At 73.7% G+C, this 15181-nt stretch carries 11 protein-coding genes and 1 pseudogene; 5 read left to right on the top strand and 7 right to left on the bottom strand.

The features are described from left to right. Nucleotides 1-8 precede the first annotated feature (8 nt). The 4 genes and pseudogenes from Q2K16_RS22665 to Q2K16_RS22650 form a co-directional block, all read right to left on the bottom strand. Complete coding sequence (locus tag Q2K16_RS22665) at nucleotides 9-800, bottom strand: ABC transporter ATP-binding protein (RefSeq protein WP_302739970.1); 792 nt, start codon at nucleotides 798-800, stop codon at nucleotides 9-11. 173 nt (nucleotides 801-973) lie between these two features. Continuing rightward, the gene (locus Q2K16_RS22660) at nucleotides 974-2008 is read right to left on the bottom strand and encodes a FecCD family ABC transporter permease (protein WP_302746582.1); all 1035 of its coding nucleotides are present in this window, start codon (nucleotides 2006-2008) and stop codon (nucleotides 974-976) included. Between the two features lie 94 nt (nucleotides 2009-2102). Beyond that, complete coding sequence (locus Q2K16_RS22655; RefSeq protein WP_302739969.1) at nucleotides 2103-3044, bottom strand: ABC transporter substrate-binding protein; 942 nt, start codon at nucleotides 3042-3044, stop codon at nucleotides 2103-2105. 362 nt (nucleotides 3045-3406) lie between these two features. Continuing rightward, nucleotides 3407-4714: pseudogene (locus Q2K16_RS22650) on the bottom strand (M14 family metallopeptidase); the annotation flags it as partial. A gap of 204 nt (nucleotides 4715-4918) precedes the next feature. On the opposite strand from Q2K16_RS22650, the gene Q2K16_RS22645 reads away from it, so the two are divergent. Then, the gene (locus Q2K16_RS22645) at nucleotides 4919-6295 is read left to right on the top strand and encodes a C39 family peptidase (protein WP_302739967.1); all 1377 of its coding nucleotides are present in this window, start codon (nucleotides 4919-4921) and stop codon (nucleotides 6293-6295) included. A gap of 166 nt (nucleotides 6296-6461) precedes the next feature. Here the strand turns inward: Q2K16_RS22645 and Q2K16_RS22640 are convergent, their stop codons facing one another. From Q2K16_RS22640 to mqnE, 3 genes are all read right to left on the bottom strand, one after another. Continuing rightward, nucleotides 6462-6734: a DUF4229 domain-containing protein gene (locus tag Q2K16_RS22640; protein WP_088642075.1), complete on the bottom strand. Its 273-nt coding sequence runs from the start codon at nucleotides 6732-6734 to the stop codon at nucleotides 6462-6464. A 225-nt stretch (nucleotides 6735-6959) separates the two neighbouring features. Continuing rightward, entirely contained in the window at nucleotides 6960-7400 is a 441-nt protein-coding gene (locus tag Q2K16_RS22635; protein ID WP_302739966.1) for a hypothetical protein, read from the bottom strand. A gap of 23 nt (nucleotides 7401-7423) precedes the next feature. After that, nucleotides 7424-8593: an aminofutalosine synthase MqnE gene (mqnE, locus tag Q2K16_RS22630; RefSeq protein WP_302739965.1), complete on the bottom strand. Its 1170-nt coding sequence runs from the start codon at nucleotides 8591-8593 to the stop codon at nucleotides 7424-7426. 247 nt (nucleotides 8594-8840) lie between these two features. Here mqnE and Q2K16_RS22625 point away from each other — a divergent pair, with 247 nt between their 5' ends. The 4 genes from Q2K16_RS22625 (at nucleotide 8841) to Q2K16_RS22610 (ending at nucleotide 15149) form a co-directional block, all read left to right on the top strand. Next, nucleotides 8841-10415 (top strand): C40 family peptidase, encoded by a 1575-nt coding sequence (locus Q2K16_RS22625; RefSeq protein WP_302739964.1) that lies wholly within the window; start codon nucleotides 8841-8843, stop codon nucleotides 10413-10415. Between the two features lie 123 nt (nucleotides 10416-10538). Then, nucleotides 10539-12254, top strand: coding sequence for a hypothetical protein (locus Q2K16_RS22620; RefSeq protein ID WP_302739962.1), 1716 nt, complete (start codon nucleotides 10539-10541; stop codon nucleotides 12252-12254). Nucleotides 12255-12498: 244 nt separating this feature from the next. Next, a complete protein-coding gene (locus tag Q2K16_RS22615; protein ID WP_489671804.1) occupies nucleotides 12499-14436 on the top strand; it encodes a DEAD/DEAH box helicase in 1938 nt (645 codons plus the stop codon). 92 nt (nucleotides 14437-14528) lie between these two features. Further along, nucleotides 14529-15149 (top strand): putative glycolipid-binding domain-containing protein, encoded by a 621-nt coding sequence (locus Q2K16_RS22610; protein WP_302739961.1) that lies wholly within the window; start codon nucleotides 14529-14531, stop codon nucleotides 15147-15149. The last annotated feature ends 32 nt before the right edge of the window (nucleotides 15150-15181 follow it).

Raw genomic sequence — 15181 nt, 5'->3', positions numbered from 1 at the left:
GCCGCGGGTCAGGAACGCGGCGGGCCGGGGCGGCTGGGTACCACCAGCGGGCCGTGGTCGCCGGGGACGACCCGGACCCGGGCCCGGTAGTGCCGGGACAGCAACTCCTCGGTGAGCACCTGGTCGGGCGGGCCCGCCGCGACGACCCGGCCGTCGGCGAGCAGCACCATCCGGTCGGCGTACTCGCCGGCGACGGAGAGGTCGTGCATGGTGGCGAGCACGGTGAGGCCGTGCGTGCGGCGGAGCTGGTCGATAAGCTCCAGCACCTCCTGCTGGTGGCCGATGTCCAGCGCGCTGGTCGGCTCGTCGAGCAACAGCAGGGTGGCGCCCTGGGCGAGGGCACGGGCCAGGAACACCCGCTGCCGCTCCCCGCCGGAGAGGGTGGCCAGTTCCCGCCCGTGGAAACCGGTCAGGTCCAGCCGGTCGAGGACGTCGTGCACGGCGGCCAGGTCGGTCGCCGACTCCCGGCCCAGCGGCGCGATGTACGGGGTCCGCCCCAGCAGGACGTAGTCGAACACCGACATGCCCGCCGGCACCACCGGGGACTGCGCCACCGTCGCCACCACCCGGGCCCGCTCCCGGCGACGCAGCGCGCCGGACGGCGTACCGAAGAGGGAGACCGCGCCCGGGGCGGGCAGCAGGCCGCCGACGGCGCGCAGCAGGGTCGACTTGCCGGCGCCGTTCGGCCCGATCACGGTGACCCACTCACCGCTGGCGACCGTCAGGTCGACGCCGGCCAGGATCACCGCCCCACCGAGCCGCACGTGCAGCCCCCGCACCTCCACCGCCGGCACACTCACGGGGCTGCCTCTGTTCGCGACTGCGGGGCTCGCAAAACCGGCTCACTCCTCACGCTCACGGGGCTGCCTCTGTTCGCGACTGCGGGGCTCGCAAAACCGGCTCACTCCTCACGCTCACGGGGCTGCCTCTGTTCGCGACTGCGGGGCTCGCAAAACCGGCTCACTCCTCACGCTCACGGGAACACCCGGCGGGCGGTGCGTAGGACCAGGACGAAGAACGGGCCGCCGAGCAGGGCGGTGACCACGCCGATCGGGATCTCGGCGGGGGCGGCGGCGGTCCGGGCGACCACGTCGGTCAGCGCCAGGAACGCCGCGCCGAAGAGCAGCGACAGCGGCAGGATGATCCGGTGGCTCGACCCGGCCAGCAGCCGTACGGTGTGCGGCACGATGATCCCGACGAAGCCGATCAGCCCCGAGGCGGAGACGGCGGCGGCGGTGCCCAGCGAGGCGGCGGCGATCAGCAGGTAGCGGGAGCGTTGCGGGTGCAGGCCGAGGCTGCCCGCCTCGTCGTCGCCGACCGAGAGCACGTCGAGTTCCCGCCGGTGCAGCAGCACCACCACGGTGGTCAGCACGAAGTACGGCAGGATCAGCCGCACGTCACCCCAGCCGGCGGTGCCCAGCCGGCCGAGCAGCCAGGAGTAGACCTGCTGGATACTGTCGGAGTGCCGTTGCAGCAGGTACGTCTGCCCGGCGGCGAGGAACGCGGACACCGCGACCCCGGCCAGGATCAGGGTGGCCGGGGAGCGGTCCCGCCCGCCGGCCGCCCCGAGCAGGTACGTCAGGGCGACCGCACCGAGTGAGCCGACGAACGCGGCGAGCGGGATGGTGACCGGCATCCCGGTCAGCGCGCCACCCGCCCCGATGCCGCCCAGCGTGATCACCGCGGTCACCGCGAACCCGGCGCCGGCCGCCACCCCCAGCAGGTACGGGTCGGCCAACGGGTTGCGGAACACCCCCTGGTAGCAGCCCCCGGCCAGGGCGAGCAGGCCGCCGACGAGCAGACCGAGCACCACCCGGGGCAGCCGCAGTTCGGTGACGATGGCGATCTCGCGTTCGGTGAGCCCGCTGTCGAGGCGTACCCCGGGCAGCAGGTTGAGCAGTTCGGCGGCGACGCTGCCGGGCGGCAGGCTGACCGGCCCGAGGGACACCCCGGCGACCAGGGCCACCAGCACGGCGAGCACCCCGGCGGCGAGCCAGCGCTTGCGCAGGCCGGCCGGCCGGGGCGTACCGGTGACGCGGGCCGGCCGGGACGCGTCACGCGTCCCGGCCGGTGCGGGTGTGGACCGCACGGTCACCTGACCGTCACGCCGGCACCTTGGCGGTGGCGTCGACGATCGACCGGAGCAGGTCGACCACGCGCGGCCCCCAGCGCGAGGCGACGTCGTCGTCGAGCGCGACGACCTGGTTGTTCTTGACGGCGGTGACGCCGGCCCAGCCGCTGCGGGCCTTGACCGTGTCGGCGCTCTGCTGGCAGCACTTGACGTCGGCGAGGAAGACGAAGTCGGGGTTCGCCTTGACGATGACCTCCTGGGAGAGCTGCGGGTATCCGCCGTTCTTGCCGTCGGCGTCGGAGGCGTCGGCGATGTTCTCCAGGCCGGCCAGCGCGTAGATCGAGCCGATGAAGGTCTTGCTGGTCGCGCTGTACAGCTCCGGCCCCAACTCGTGGTAGTAGGTCAGCTTCGTCGGCCGCTGCGGCAGGTCCTTGGTGAGCTTGCCGATCTCGTCCTTCATCCGGGCGGTGACGTCGGCCGCCTCGGTCGGGTGGCCGGTGAGCGTGCCCAGGTCGGCGAGCTGCCGGTAGGTGTCGTCGAGGGTGGTCGCGGCCGGGGTGAGCAGCACCGGGACCTTCAGCGCGGTGAGCTGGGCGATGATCTTGTTGGTGTCGTTGGCGAGGACCACCAGGTCGGGGTTCTTGCCGGCGATCGCCTCGGCGTTGGGCTGGAAGCCGGACAGCTCGCTCTTGGGCGCGTCGGCCGGGTAGTTCGACTGGTCGTCGACGGCGGTGACCTGCGGACCCGCGCCGATGGCGAAGAGCATCTCGGTCGCCGTGGGCGACAACGAGACGATCTTCTCGGGCCGCTTGTCCACGGTGAGGTTGCCCACCGTGGCCGGGAAGGCCGCCGCACCGGAGCTGCTGCCGCCGGCGGCGGGGGCGTCGGAGGAGGTCTTCTCGGCGCACGCGCCGAGGGCGAGGGCGACCACCGCGAGGGTCGCGGCGAACAACCGTGGGGTACGTCGGGACATCTGGCCTCCTGTCGGTCGAGGAGCGTGGTGCTTCGCCGACAGGGAGCGCGGTGCGTGCCCGTCCGCGAGGCGCCCTTCCTCGAGAGCGCGTGTCGCGACCGACCGCAGGCGACCTGGCTCGTCCCCACACGCGACGACGCCGGCCACGTCGGGCCGGGCGTCGCGGCGGCTCCGGCGCGGGGCGGGGAGCCTCGGTGGGTCATCACAGTTGCGGGACAGCGCCGGTTTCGCACCGGCTTCGCTGCGGTCGATCGGGTGCCACGGTAGCGCACGACCAGCGAAGATCGTCCGGACGGGAGGGGTGGGTGGGGCCCCGTCGGGGGCTTACGGGACCCCACCCGGGAATCACGTCCGGCAACTCAGCAGTACGTGCTCTGCTTGTTGATCACCCGGTAGGGGCAGTCGGCGAACTCGGACAGGAGCAGCACCGCCTCCTTGTTGCGGGAGGTCTGCGCGGGGATCACCTCGTCGGGCGGGTAGAAGCCGCCGCCGGCCCCGGACGACCCGGGGTACATCTCGAAGGTGTACGCCCAGATCTTGTGGGTCGCCCACATCCAGTCGAGGCTGTCGCCGTCGGTGATGTAGAGGTCGCTGGACTGCTCGGGGGTGTACCCGTTGGTGGCCGCCATCCGCTGCCCGAGGGTCGCGAAGGTGTTGTACTGGTCGGCGGTCATCCCGCTGGGGGTGTTCGCCGTGGTGTAGCCGAACGGCCAGAGCACCAGTTGCGAGTAGGTGTGCCAGTCGATGTTGGCCTTGATCTGCTGCACCCCGCCGACGACCCGGCTGTTGACGAAGTCCCGCAGCGCCTTGGTCTCCGGCGCGGAGAAGGCGGACGGCCCCCGGTAGGTGCTCGACGACGGCGTGCCGGACGAGCCTCCGCAGCAGCCCCAGTTGTAGCCCCAGTTGCGGTTCAGGTCGGTGCCGACCGCCGCCGCGCCGCTGTTGGGCTGCCGGTTCTTGCGCCAGGACCGGTAGGAGCCGGTGGCGATGTCGTACTCGCTGCCGTCCGGGTTGACCGTGGGGACGATCCAGATCTCCCGGGAGTTGACGATGTTGGTGATCCGCGAGTCGGTGCCGTAGCTGTCGGTGAACAGGTTGAGCAGGTAGATCGCCATCTCGACGGTCAGGTGCTCGCGGGCGTGCTGCTGGGAGTTGAACAGGATCTCCGGTTCGGCCTCGTCGGTGCCGACGTTGTCCGAGATCTTCACCGCCATCAGGTCGCGGCCCTCGTACGACCGGCCGATGCTGATCTTGCGGGCGATCGCCGGGTGGTCGGCGACCACCTGGTTGACCACGGTGGTCAGCTCGGCGTAGTCGTGGTAATTCGAGTCGGCCGGCGGGAAGGCGTAGGCGCGGGCACCCTCGGCGGGGGCCGGCTCGACCTCCAGTTCCAGCCGGAAGCCGAGCCGGGTGATGGCGGCGGCCTCGGACCGGTTGGCCGAGACGTACAGCACGCCGTGCTCGGCGGAGTCGATGGCCGCACCGGTGCGGGCGACCGCGTTGCGGTCGGCGAGGGTACGCGGACCGAGCACGCGGTAGCTGACGGCGGCGGGCTCGGGCTCCGGGGCCGGGCGGGCGGAGACCGGCCCGGTGGCGACGGCGGTGAGGCCGAGGCCGGCGACGACGGCCAGCGCCAGGCGACGCCGGAAGGGGGAGGTGCGGAAGGCCATGGACGTCCTCCTCGGGGTACGGGGTATCCCGTTGTGCGCCCACTCCACCAGCAGTCACATGGTCATATCAATATCCGTGACTATCTCCCACCATCCCGACCGGATCGTCATGTCGGCAATGGTTTTCCTGACGGAACCCCCTGGCGAAACTTCCTGCCAGGCGGGACAGTGAACGGCAACGATTCCCCACCCTGCGGAGTTGCCATGTCCAGCAGAGCCCTGCGCACGGTCGCCCTGGTCGGCGTCGCCACCCTCACCCTGCTCGCCAGCACCGCACCCGTCCGGGCCGGCGGCCCGTCATCCACCGGGGCGCACCCACCCGCCGGGGACCGTCCGCCCGCCGGTGGACACGACGAGCAGATCACCTTCCAGGAGTGGTCCCGGTACCCCGACTGGCGGGCCGGCACCCACCGGGGCACGTACGCCGTACCCGGCCACCGCGCCGGCCTCACCATCGGCCGACCCGCCGGCACCACCGAGTTCACCGACGAACACACCGGCGCCACCCGCACCTGGGAATACGCCACCTGGACCTCGCCGCCCACCCCGATCGGCTTCGACGCCACCGAACTGGTCGCCTCCTGGAACGCCGACACCCCCGCCGGCACCTGGCTCCAGATCGAACTCCAGGGCACCTACTCCACAGGCGACCACACCCCGTGGTACGTCATGGCCCGCTGGGCCTCCGGCGACCGGGACATCGCCCGGGCCACCCTGGACGGTCAGGGCGACGCCTGGTCCAGCGTGTGGACCGACACGTTCGCCATCGACGACGCCGACGCCGGGGTGCTGCTGCGGTCGTACCAACTCCGGTTGACCCTCTACCAGGCACCCGGCCAGGCCGCCGCGCCCCGGGTCCGGATGCTCGGCGCGATGAGTTCCCACGTGCCGGACCGGTTCACCGTCGCGCCGAGCCGGGGCCGCATCGCCTGGGGCACCGAACTGCCGGTGCCGGCCCGTTCCCAGATGATCCACCGGGGCAGCTACCCCGAATGGGGCGGCGGCGGCCAGGTCTGGTGCAGCCCGACGTCCACCACGATGGTGCTGGAGTACTACGGCAGGCTCCCGTCGGCGGCCGACCTGTCCTGGATCGACCCCGGCCACCCCGACCCGCAGGTCGTCCAGGCCGCCCGGATGACCTGGGACAACGAGTACGAGGGCACGGGCAACTGGCCGTTCAACACCGCGTACGCCGCCAGCTTCCCCGGCATCGAGGCCCGGGTGACCCGGTTGCACTCCCTCGACGAGGCGGAACGCTTCGTCCGCGCCGGCATCCCCGTGGTCACCTCGCAGTCCTTCCTCGACACCGAGCTGGACGGGTCGAACTACGGCACCTCCGGCCACCTGTTCGTGATCGTCGGCTTCACCGCCGACGGCGACGTGATCGTCAACGACCCGGCGTCCGCGTCCAACGCCGAGGTACGCAACGTCTACCGACGCGACCAGTTCGAGCAGATCTGGCTGCGGACCAAGCGGCACCGGGCCGACGGCACCGTGGCCGGTGGGTCGGGCGGCATCGCCTACCTGATCAAGCCGACCGACCGCCCCTGGCCGGTCGTCCCCGGCTCCACCAACTGGTGACCCCCATCCACCCCGGCCGAGATCCCCTCGGCCGGGGTGGGCACGGCCGGCCGATCGACTCCCGTGGCCGAGAGATCCACTCAGGTGAGCCGAAACAGCGGTATCACCGGGCGGTGATACCGCTACTTCGCTGCTCTGGAGTGGATCTCAGGTCGACCGGCGGGGGTCAGGGGCGGGGGTCACCCTCGGCGGGATGGTCGTCGCCGGCCAGGGCGGAGCGCAGCCGCTCCTTCTCCGCCCGGCGTCGCTCGGCGGCGGCGGCCACCTCCTCGGCCATCTCGTCCCGCCAGCCCCGCAGCAGGAAGAACGACGCGGCGGCCGAGAAGATCAACGCCACCATCAGCTTGAGGAACAGGTTCATCCCCACCGGCCACAGTGCCACCACGACCAGCAGGAACAGCCCGATCCGGGCCAGCGTGTACTTGACCGCCGCGCTCACCGGCCCACCTCGGCCCGCGACTGCGGGGCTCGCACAACCCGCTCACTCCTCGCGCTCACCAGACCACCCCAGCTCGCGACTGCGGGGCTCGCACAAACCACTCACTCCTCGCGCTCACCAGACCACCCCAGCTCGCGACTGCGGGGCTCGCACAACCCGCTCACTCCTCGCGCTCACGTCTTTCCCCACTCCCTGCCTCTGCGTCGGGGTTCCGACACCGGTGGCTCAACCCGTGCGTCGGGCCAGCCAGTGCACGCCCTGGAACCAGAGCACCGCGTACCCGGCGGTGAACGCGAGCGCGGCCAGCCCGCCGGTGAACAGTGGCGCGAGCCCCGAGGCCAGGCCCGCCACCAGCAGCCCGGCAAGCACCGCGACCACTGCGGCGGACAACGCCGCGACCATCCGGGCCGCGCCGAAGTCCCAGGCCCGGAAGTCGTCCCAGAACAGCCAGGCCGGCAGGATCACCGCGAGCCAGCCGCTGGTACGGCCGAAGTCACCCGCGCCGGCCACGGCGAACGCCCAGTCGAAGAGCACCAGCGCCAGCACGCCGATCACCCAACCGGCCAGGCTCACCCCGAGCAGGTCGCCCAGGGTCAGGATGCGTCCTTCGGCGTCCCGGCGGGGAAACCCGCTGTGCTGTTGCGCGGTCGGCTGCTGTCCGGTCATGGTGTGACGAGCATACGGCCGGGTCAGGCCCAGACCTGCTGCGGCTCGGCACGCCGCTGCGCCAGCGACGGCGCCCGGTCGTACTCGCGGACCACGTTGTAGCGGGTGTCCCGCTCCACCGGCTGGAAACCGGCGTCCCAGATCAGGTGCAGCAGGTCGTCGCGGTGCATGGTGTTCGGGGTGCCGTACGAGTCGGCGTCGTGAGTGATCTTGTATTCGACGACGGAGCCGTCCAGGTCGTCCACGCCGAAGTTGAGCGAGAGCTGGGCCACCGACAGGCCGTGCATCACCCAGAAGTTCTTCAGGTGCGGGACGTTGTCGAACAGCAGCCGGGAGACCGCGAACGTCTTGAGCGACTCGGCCGGCGACGCCATCGTGGTCCGCGCCTGGATCCGGTTGCGGATCTTGCCGTCCGCCGAGTCGACGAAGTCGTGCTGGTAGCGCAGCGGGATGAAGACCGCGAACCCGCCGGTCTGGTCCTGCAACTCGCGCAGCCGCAGCACGTGGTCGACCCGGTGCCGGGGCTCCTCGATGTGGCCGTAGAGCATCGTCGCCGGGGTCTTCATGCCCTTGGCGTGGGCCAGCGCGTGGATCCGCGACCAGTCCTCCCAGTGACAGTTGTGGTCGACGATGTGCTGGCGGACCTCCCAGTCGAAGATCTCCGCACCGCCACCGGTCAACGACTCCAGGCCGGCGTCCATCAGCTCGTCGAGGATCTCGTCGGCGGACAGGCCGCTGATCTTCTCGAACCACTGCACCTCGGTCGCGGTGAAGCACTTGAGCTTGACGTTGGGCAGCGCCGCCTTCAGCTCGCGCAGCACCTTGGGGTAGTAGCGCCAGGGCAGGGTGGGGTGCAGGCCGTTGACGATGTGCAACTCGGTGAGCTGCTCGTCCTCCATCTCCTTGGCCTTGCGGACCGCCTCCTCGATACGCATCGTGTAGGCGTCCTTCTCGCCCGGCTTGCGCTGGAACGAGCAGTACGCACACGAGGCGGAACAGACGTTCGTCAGGTTGAGGTGCCGGTTGACGTTGAACATCACCCGTTCGCCGTTCAACTCCGTACGCCGGTGGTGGGCCAGCCGGCCCAGCCAGGTCAGGTCGTCGCTCTCATAGAGGGCGATCCCGTCCGAGCGGGTCAGTCGCTCCCCCGCGTACACCTTCTCTTCGAGCTCACGCTTGAGTCCGGCGTCCATCGAAAGCCACGTCCCTTCCACCTGCGGTCCCGATCGAGCCTACGTCGGACAACCGACAGGTCGGCAGGACGGGCACCGCCAGCGACCCACCTCGACCGTACTCCCAGGGTTCTCCAAGCTGCCACCGCATCGACATCGTTGTCCCGGTGCGGTAAGACAGGATGGGACGCGGCGCACACCTGCGGCGTTCCGGGTCGCCGCGCCCCACCTCACGCGGTGACACCATCACGCGGCATCAGGGAGCGGAATGGTCGACAGCGGGCACAGGCGACGGCAGCGACGACGCGTTCCGGTGATCTCCCCGGTGCTGCGTCCGGCGCTCTGGTCGGCCCTGCTCGGCGCGGTCGCCGCGATGGCCCTGGCCACCCCGGTCTACGCCGACCCGGCACTGCCCAACACCGTCCCGGACACCGGTTCCCGGCCGGTGGCGGCCGGCGGGCTGCGGCTGCCCGGCGCGGCGGCCCCCGGCTACCCGACCGCCGGCCAGCCGGGCAGCCCGACCGCGCTGCCCGTCGGCGGCCTGCCGACCAACCCGCTGCTGTCCCAGATCGACACCCTGACCGCGCAGAACGGCCAGCTCGCCGACCAGCTCCTCCAGCTCGAAAAGCAGCGCGACGACGCCCGCGTCCAGCTCACCGGCGTGCAGGGCGAGCTGACCCGGGCCCGGGGCGCGCTGACCGTGGCCGAGCAGCGGGCCAACGCCGTCGCCGCGAACGCCTTCAAGGCCGCCGCCGCCCTGCCGCCCGGCGAGTTCGCCCGCGACCTGCACGGGCTGAGCGTCCTGCAACGGGTCTCCCGGGGCGAGCAGGCCGACGGCGAGACCACGGCGGCGGCCGGTGAACTCTCCCGGGCCCGTACGGCCGAGCAGGTCGCCGCCCAGGCGGTCACCGCCGCCACCGACCGGGTCCGGCGGGCCGAGGAACAGTTCGCCGCGGTGCAGAAGGCGCTGCGCGACAACGACGCCAAGATCGCCAAGCTGCGGGCCGACAACCAGGCCCAGCTCATCGCCCTGGAGAAGCAGCAGGAGGCCGCCGAGCAGAAGCTCGGGTCGGCGTACGTCGAGGGGCAGAGCAGCAGCGGGCTGAACGCCAGCCCGCAGGCGCTCGCCGCCGTGCGGTACGCGCTGGCGCAGCTCGGCGACCCGTACCTCTGGGCGGCCGAGGGCCCGGACCGTTTCGACTGCTCCGGTCTGATGTGGGCGGCCTACCGGTCGGCCGGGTACTACGACCTGCCCCGGGTCGCCCGCGACCAGTACTACGCCACCCGCGGCCGGACGGTCTCGCAGAGCGCCCTGCTCCCCGGCGACCTGCTCTTCTTCGCCTCGGGCAGCAGCTGGACGACCATCCACCACGTCGCGATGTACATCGGCAACGGGCGGATGGTGCAGGCGCCGCGCAGCGGGGACGTGGTCAAGATCTCCCAGGTGCGGTGGTCCGGCCTCTACGCCTCCACCCGCGTCGTCGGTGCGGTGACCAGCCCCGGTGCCCCGGTCACCCAGCCTCCGCCGACCCCGAAGCCCACCACGGCCTCGCCGAAGCCCACCACCCCCACCCCGAAGCCCACCACGGCGTCGCCGAAGCCCACCACGCCCACGCCCCGGCCGACCGGAGGGTCGACCACCGCGCCGACGAAGCCGCCGTCCACCCCGCGGCCGTCGGCCACCTCCGCGACGCCGACCCCCACGCCGACCAGGACCGCCGACCCGACGCCGAGCCTCACCGGTTCCGGCACCCCGAGCCCGCAGGACAGCGGCGCCGTGGAGAGCAGCCGGTCGGCGTCCGCCCCGGCGTCGGCGGGTGCCTCGGCGAGCACCGGGAACTGACCGGCCGGCACCGTCCCGTCGGCACTCCGGCTGTGCCGACGGGACGAGATGTGGCACGGTGACACGAGGCACATCCGGTCACCGTTCGCGGGACGCGGGTGCGAGGGTGCGCGGAGGGCGATCATGGGCGAGCAAGAGGTTCCGGTGGGGCACGTCGACCAGGGACCGGTGCCCGACCCGGCCGGACCCGCTGCTCGCGCCGACGACGCCGGGCGGGCCACCCCGGAACCCGGCGACGTCCCGCCCCGCCCCGCCCGGGTCACCAGCACCCCCGTCCGGCCCGGCCCGCCCGTCGACGGCACGGCCCGCGCCACGGCCAGCGTACGTACCGTGACCGCCCCGCCCGAGGGTGGCGACCTGCCGGCGGGGCCGGTGGCCGCGACCACCTACCGGGCCGGCGCCCCGGCCGCTGCCGACCCGGCCTCCCGAACACCCGAGCCGGACGGCTCCGCCGCCGGCGGCCCGACCCCGGGCGGCCCGGTCACCGTCCCGACCTCCCGGGCTTCCGACCCGGACGACCCCGCCGGCGGCAGCCCGGCTGCCCCGGCGACCGTTCCCGGGCAGCGCGACGGCTCGGACGCCGGCCCGGCACGGGCCAGCGTCTCCGTCCCCGGGCTCAGCCGGGTCTCCGCCGCCGAGGCGGTGGGCGCGGCGGCCGACGCGGGCACCCGGCCCGGGGACGCGGCTCCCGGGGTGTACCGGTCGATGCCTGTCAACCCGGAGCCACCCGAGCCCGCGCAGCCCCCGGAGCCGGCCCAGCCTCCCACCCCGCCGACGCCGGAGCCCGCTCCCGAACCGTCGCCGGCCCCCACGCCCGAGCCGGCCCCGGGCCCGACGCCTGGCACTCCCGAGCCGCCGGCCCCCGGCCCGTTCCCCGCACCGGTCCCGCCGCTGCCCGGTCCACCGCCGGGTCCCGGCCCGGTTCCCCCCGGCCCGGTTCCCCCCGTGCCGGGGCCGCCGCTGCCGCCCCCGGGTCCGGCGGTGCCCCCGCCCCCACCGCCGCCCGGACCGATGCCGGCACCCCCGTTCCCCCCGCCGCCGGCCATGTCGGGCACCCCGACGACCTTCCGGGCCAGCGCCTCCGTCACCGCGCCCGCGACCGGCGGCACCGTCGCCCCGCCCACCTCGGCACCCCCGGTCGGCAGCCTCCCGACCACGGCACCTCCGGCTTCCGCACCCCCGGCCCCCACCTCCCCCGTCTTCAGGCCATCCGCCTCCGCGCCTCCGGCACCGACGCCCTCCGCCTTCACCCCACCCACCTCCGCACCCCCGGCACCCTCCGCCCTCACCCCGTCGACCTCCGCGCCTCCCGCCCCGGCGGGTACCGGCGGCACGGATGCCGTCGGCGCAGGCGCAGGCAGCGCGGCAGCCGGCAGTGCGCGAGCAGCCGGTACGGCCGTGCCGACGTTCCGGGCCCCGGTCGTGCCCGACCCGGCGGGTGACGGCGCGACCGCGGCGTTGCCGTCCCCGGCGCTGCCCGCCTGGCCGGCGTCCGGGTCCGCGCCGCGCCGCACGGCCGCAGACGCCAACCGCCCCGCCTCCGGTACGCCCTACCGGGGCGGCCCGGACCTGGCCAGCGTCGGCTACGGCGGCACCGACGGCCCGGGGCACGCCACGGTCGCCTTCCCGGCCGCGAACCCGGTGGAGAACTCCGGCTCGCTGACCGGGCACATCCTGGCCCAGGGCTGGTCCGACACGCCGGCACCACGGTCCAGGACCACCCGGGTGGTGATCGTGCTCGCCGCCTCGCTGGGGTTGCTGGTGGCGATCAGCGTGCTGGTCGTCCTGCTCGCCAACGACGTGATGGACGGGCTGGTCGGCGGCATGCTGTCCCAGTGAGGCCGGCCTCACGGCGATGCCCGTGGGGGGTGACCGCCGGGCGGGTGGGGGATGCCCGGAACGGGTGAGTCCGCCCACTACCGGCTCGGGGCCCACTGGCGACGTCACCGGATCGCCGTACACTTGTCGGGATCACTGACCCGGCACGCGTGGCGTGCCCCTGGGCGATCTTGCGGGCGATTCGGCGGCGTACCCATGCTGCGGCGGGCCATCGCGAAGATGCGCCCCGCTCGAAAGGCATTTCTTGACCACCTCCGTTGACCCCGGCACCAGTCCGTCCGCCCACGACCTCCCGACCGACGACGTCGCCCCGGCCGCCCCCGTCGGCTTCGCCGACCTGGGCCTGCCCCGGCAGCTCGTCGACGCTCTCGCCCGGCAGGGCATCACCACCCCGTTCGAGATCCAGCGGGCCACCCTGCCCGACGCCCTCGCCGGCCGGGACGTCCTCGGCCGGGGCCAGACCGGCTCCGGCAAGACCCTCGCCTTCGGCCTGCCGATCGTCGCCCGGCTGGCCGAGCTCAACCGGGCCCGGCCGCTGCACCCGCGCGCCCTGGTCCTCGTCCCCACCCGCGAGCTGGCGATGCAGGTCAACGACGCGCTGCTGCCGCTGGGCAAGGCCGTCGGGATCTTCCTCAAGACCGCCGTCGGCGGCGTGCCGTACGACAGGCAGATCGACGCGCTGCGGCGGGGCGTCGAGATCGTCGTGGCCACCCCGGGCCGGCTCGGCGACCTGATCAGCCGGGGCGTCTGCGTCCTGGACGACGTCGAGGTGACAGTCCTCGACGAGGCCGACCAGATGGCCGACATGGGGTTCCTCCCCGAGGTCACCGAGTTGCTCGCCAAGACCCCGGCGGGTGCCCAGCGGCTGCTGTTCTCGGCCACCCTGGACGGTGACGTCGACGCACTTGTCAAGCGGTTCATGACCGACCCGGTGACGCACTCGACCGCACCGTCGACCGCCTCGGTGTCCACGATGGACCACCACCTGCTGCTGATCCCGCCGCACGACAAGTTCGCCGTGGCGGCGTCGATCGCGGCCCGGTCCGGCCGGACGATGCTCTTCGCCCGTACCCAGCTCGGTGTCGACCGGCTGGTGGAACAGCTCGGCGCGGTGGGCGTACGGGCCGGTGGGCTGCACGGCGGCAAGACCCAGCGGATGCGTACCAAGACCCTCGCCGAGTTCCGTGAGGGACGGATGGACGTGCTGGTCGCCACCGACGTGGCGGCCCGGGGCATCCACGTCGACGGGGTGTCCCTGGTGCTGCACATCGACCCGCCGAAGGACCCGAAGGACTACCTGCACCGGGCGGGCCGTACCGCGCGGGCCGGCGAGTCGGGCGCGGTGGCCACGTTGGTGCTGCCCAAGCAGCGGCGGACCACGCTGGCGATGCTGGAGAAGGCGGGCGTGGAGCCGGCCGAGACCCGGGTACGCGCCGGCGACGCGGTGCTCGCCGAGCTGACCGGTGCCCGCGAGCCCAGCGGTGTGCCGGTGCGCGAGGAGCCCGAGCCGCGTCGGCACGGCGACCGCCCGCGCCGCTTCGGCGACCGGGACGCCCGGGGCTACGGCGACCGGGGTCACGGCGGCGGCCGGGACGGCCGCAGCGGCTACGGCGGGGAACGACCGCGCAGCGGCTACGGCGCGGAGCGACCGGCCCGGGAGCGGAGCTACGGCGACCAGGGCGGCGACCGGCCGACCGGGGACCGCCGCTACGGCGACCGCCCGTTCGGCGACCGCGCCGCCCGGGACGACCGTCCCACCGGCGACCGGGGCTACGCCGACCGGACCGGGGGCGGCGACCGGGGCTACCGCGACCGCCCCACCGCCGGCTACGGCGACCGGACCACCGGCGGCCACGGCGAGCGGACCGGCGGCGGGCAGGGCTTCGGCGACCGGACCGGCGGGGGTCACCGCGACCGGCCGAGCGGCGAGCGCGGCTACGGCGACCGCCCCCGGGCCGACCGGAGCTACGGCGACCGGCGCTTCGGCGACCGCGGCGAGCCGCGCTTCGGCGACCGGGACGCCCGGGGCGAGCAGCGGTCCGGTGAGCGCCGGTTCGGCGGCGGCGACCCGCGTGGCACCGACCGCCGGGGCGGGTTCCGCACCGAGGGGCGGGTCCGTGACGACCGGCCGCGTGACGACCGGCGGGGCTTCGGCGGCCGGCCGCCGGCACGTACCCACTGATCGGCTTTTCCGACGCCGCCCCGGAGCACCGCTCCGGGGCGGCGTTCACGCATGCGCTGCCGTCGACGCCCTGCTGGCGTAACGTCCGGACCATGCCGAGGTCACTTTTCTGGAGCCGGACCGACACCGCCGGGGCCGAGCACGCCGTCCTCGACGACAGGGCCGGATTCGCCGCGCACGGCACCCAACTGGCCGTCGATCCGATCCCCTACACCTGCCGCTACCGGCTGGTGACCGGCGCGGACGGGGCCACCGCCTCGCTCGCTGTGGAGGTGGAGGGGGCCGGCTGGTCGCGGAGCGTACGGCTGGAACGTGGCGCGGACGGGTGGCAGGTCCGGACGGGTGAGCAGGGTGACCTGGACGCGGCGCTGCGAGTGGCCGGACAGCCACCGGCCGGGCTGCCCGGCATCGAGGAGACCGACCGGCTGCACGCGGCGCTCGACGTCGACCTGGGCGGCTCGGCCCTGTTCAACAGCCTGCCGATCCGTCGGCTGGGGCTGGCGGGGGCCGCGTCCAGCACCGAGCACCGGATCACCGTGGCGTGGGTGCTGGTGCCCAGCCTGGAGGTGGTGGCCGGCGAGCAGGTCTACACCGCGCTCGGTCCGGGTCGGGTGGGTTTCACCAGCGACACCTTCCGCACCGAGCTGGAGGTGGACGGTGAGGGGCTGGTCCGGCACTACCCCGGGCTGGCCGACCGGGCCGACCTGGGCTGACGGTGGAGCGGGACGGGCACGGCGCGCCGGGT

The sequence above is a fragment of the Micromonospora cynarisoli genome (genome assembly GCF_030518815.1).
Lineage (GTDB): Bacteria > Actinomycetota > Actinomycetes > Mycobacteriales > Micromonosporaceae > Micromonospora > Micromonospora wenchangensis.
The sequence above is the reverse complement of the archived record's forward strand: the minus strand, read 5'-3'. Positions and strand labels throughout refer to the sequence as shown.

What these genes read in the sequence shown, in the direction of transcription:
- Q2K16_RS22655 (WP_302739969.1), bottom strand. Translation starts at nt 3,044, where the DNA reads ATGTCCCGACGTACCCCACGGTTGTTCGCCGCGACCCTCGCGGTGGTC.
- Q2K16_RS22645 (WP_302739967.1), top strand. Translation starts at nt 4,919, where the DNA reads ATGTCCAGCAGAGCCCTGCGCACGGTCGCCCTGGTCGGCGTCGCCACC.
- Q2K16_RS22635 (WP_302739966.1), bottom strand. Translation starts at nt 7,400, where the DNA reads ATGACCGGACAGCAGCCGACCGCGCAACAGCACAGCGGGTTTCCCCGC.
- mqnE (WP_302739965.1), bottom strand. Translation starts at nt 8,593, where the DNA reads ATGGACGCCGGACTCAAGCGTGAGCTCGAAGAGAAGGTGTACGCGGGG.
- Q2K16_RS22625 (WP_302739964.1), top strand. Translation starts at nt 8,841, where the DNA reads ATGGTCGACAGCGGGCACAGGCGACGGCAGCGACGACGCGTTCCGGTG.
- Q2K16_RS22620 (WP_302739962.1), top strand. Translation starts at nt 10,539, where the DNA reads ATGGGCGAGCAAGAGGTTCCGGTGGGGCACGTCGACCAGGGACCGGTG.
- Q2K16_RS22610 (WP_302739961.1), top strand. Translation starts at nt 14,529, where the DNA reads ATGCCGAGGTCACTTTTCTGGAGCCGGACCGACACCGCCGGGGCCGAG.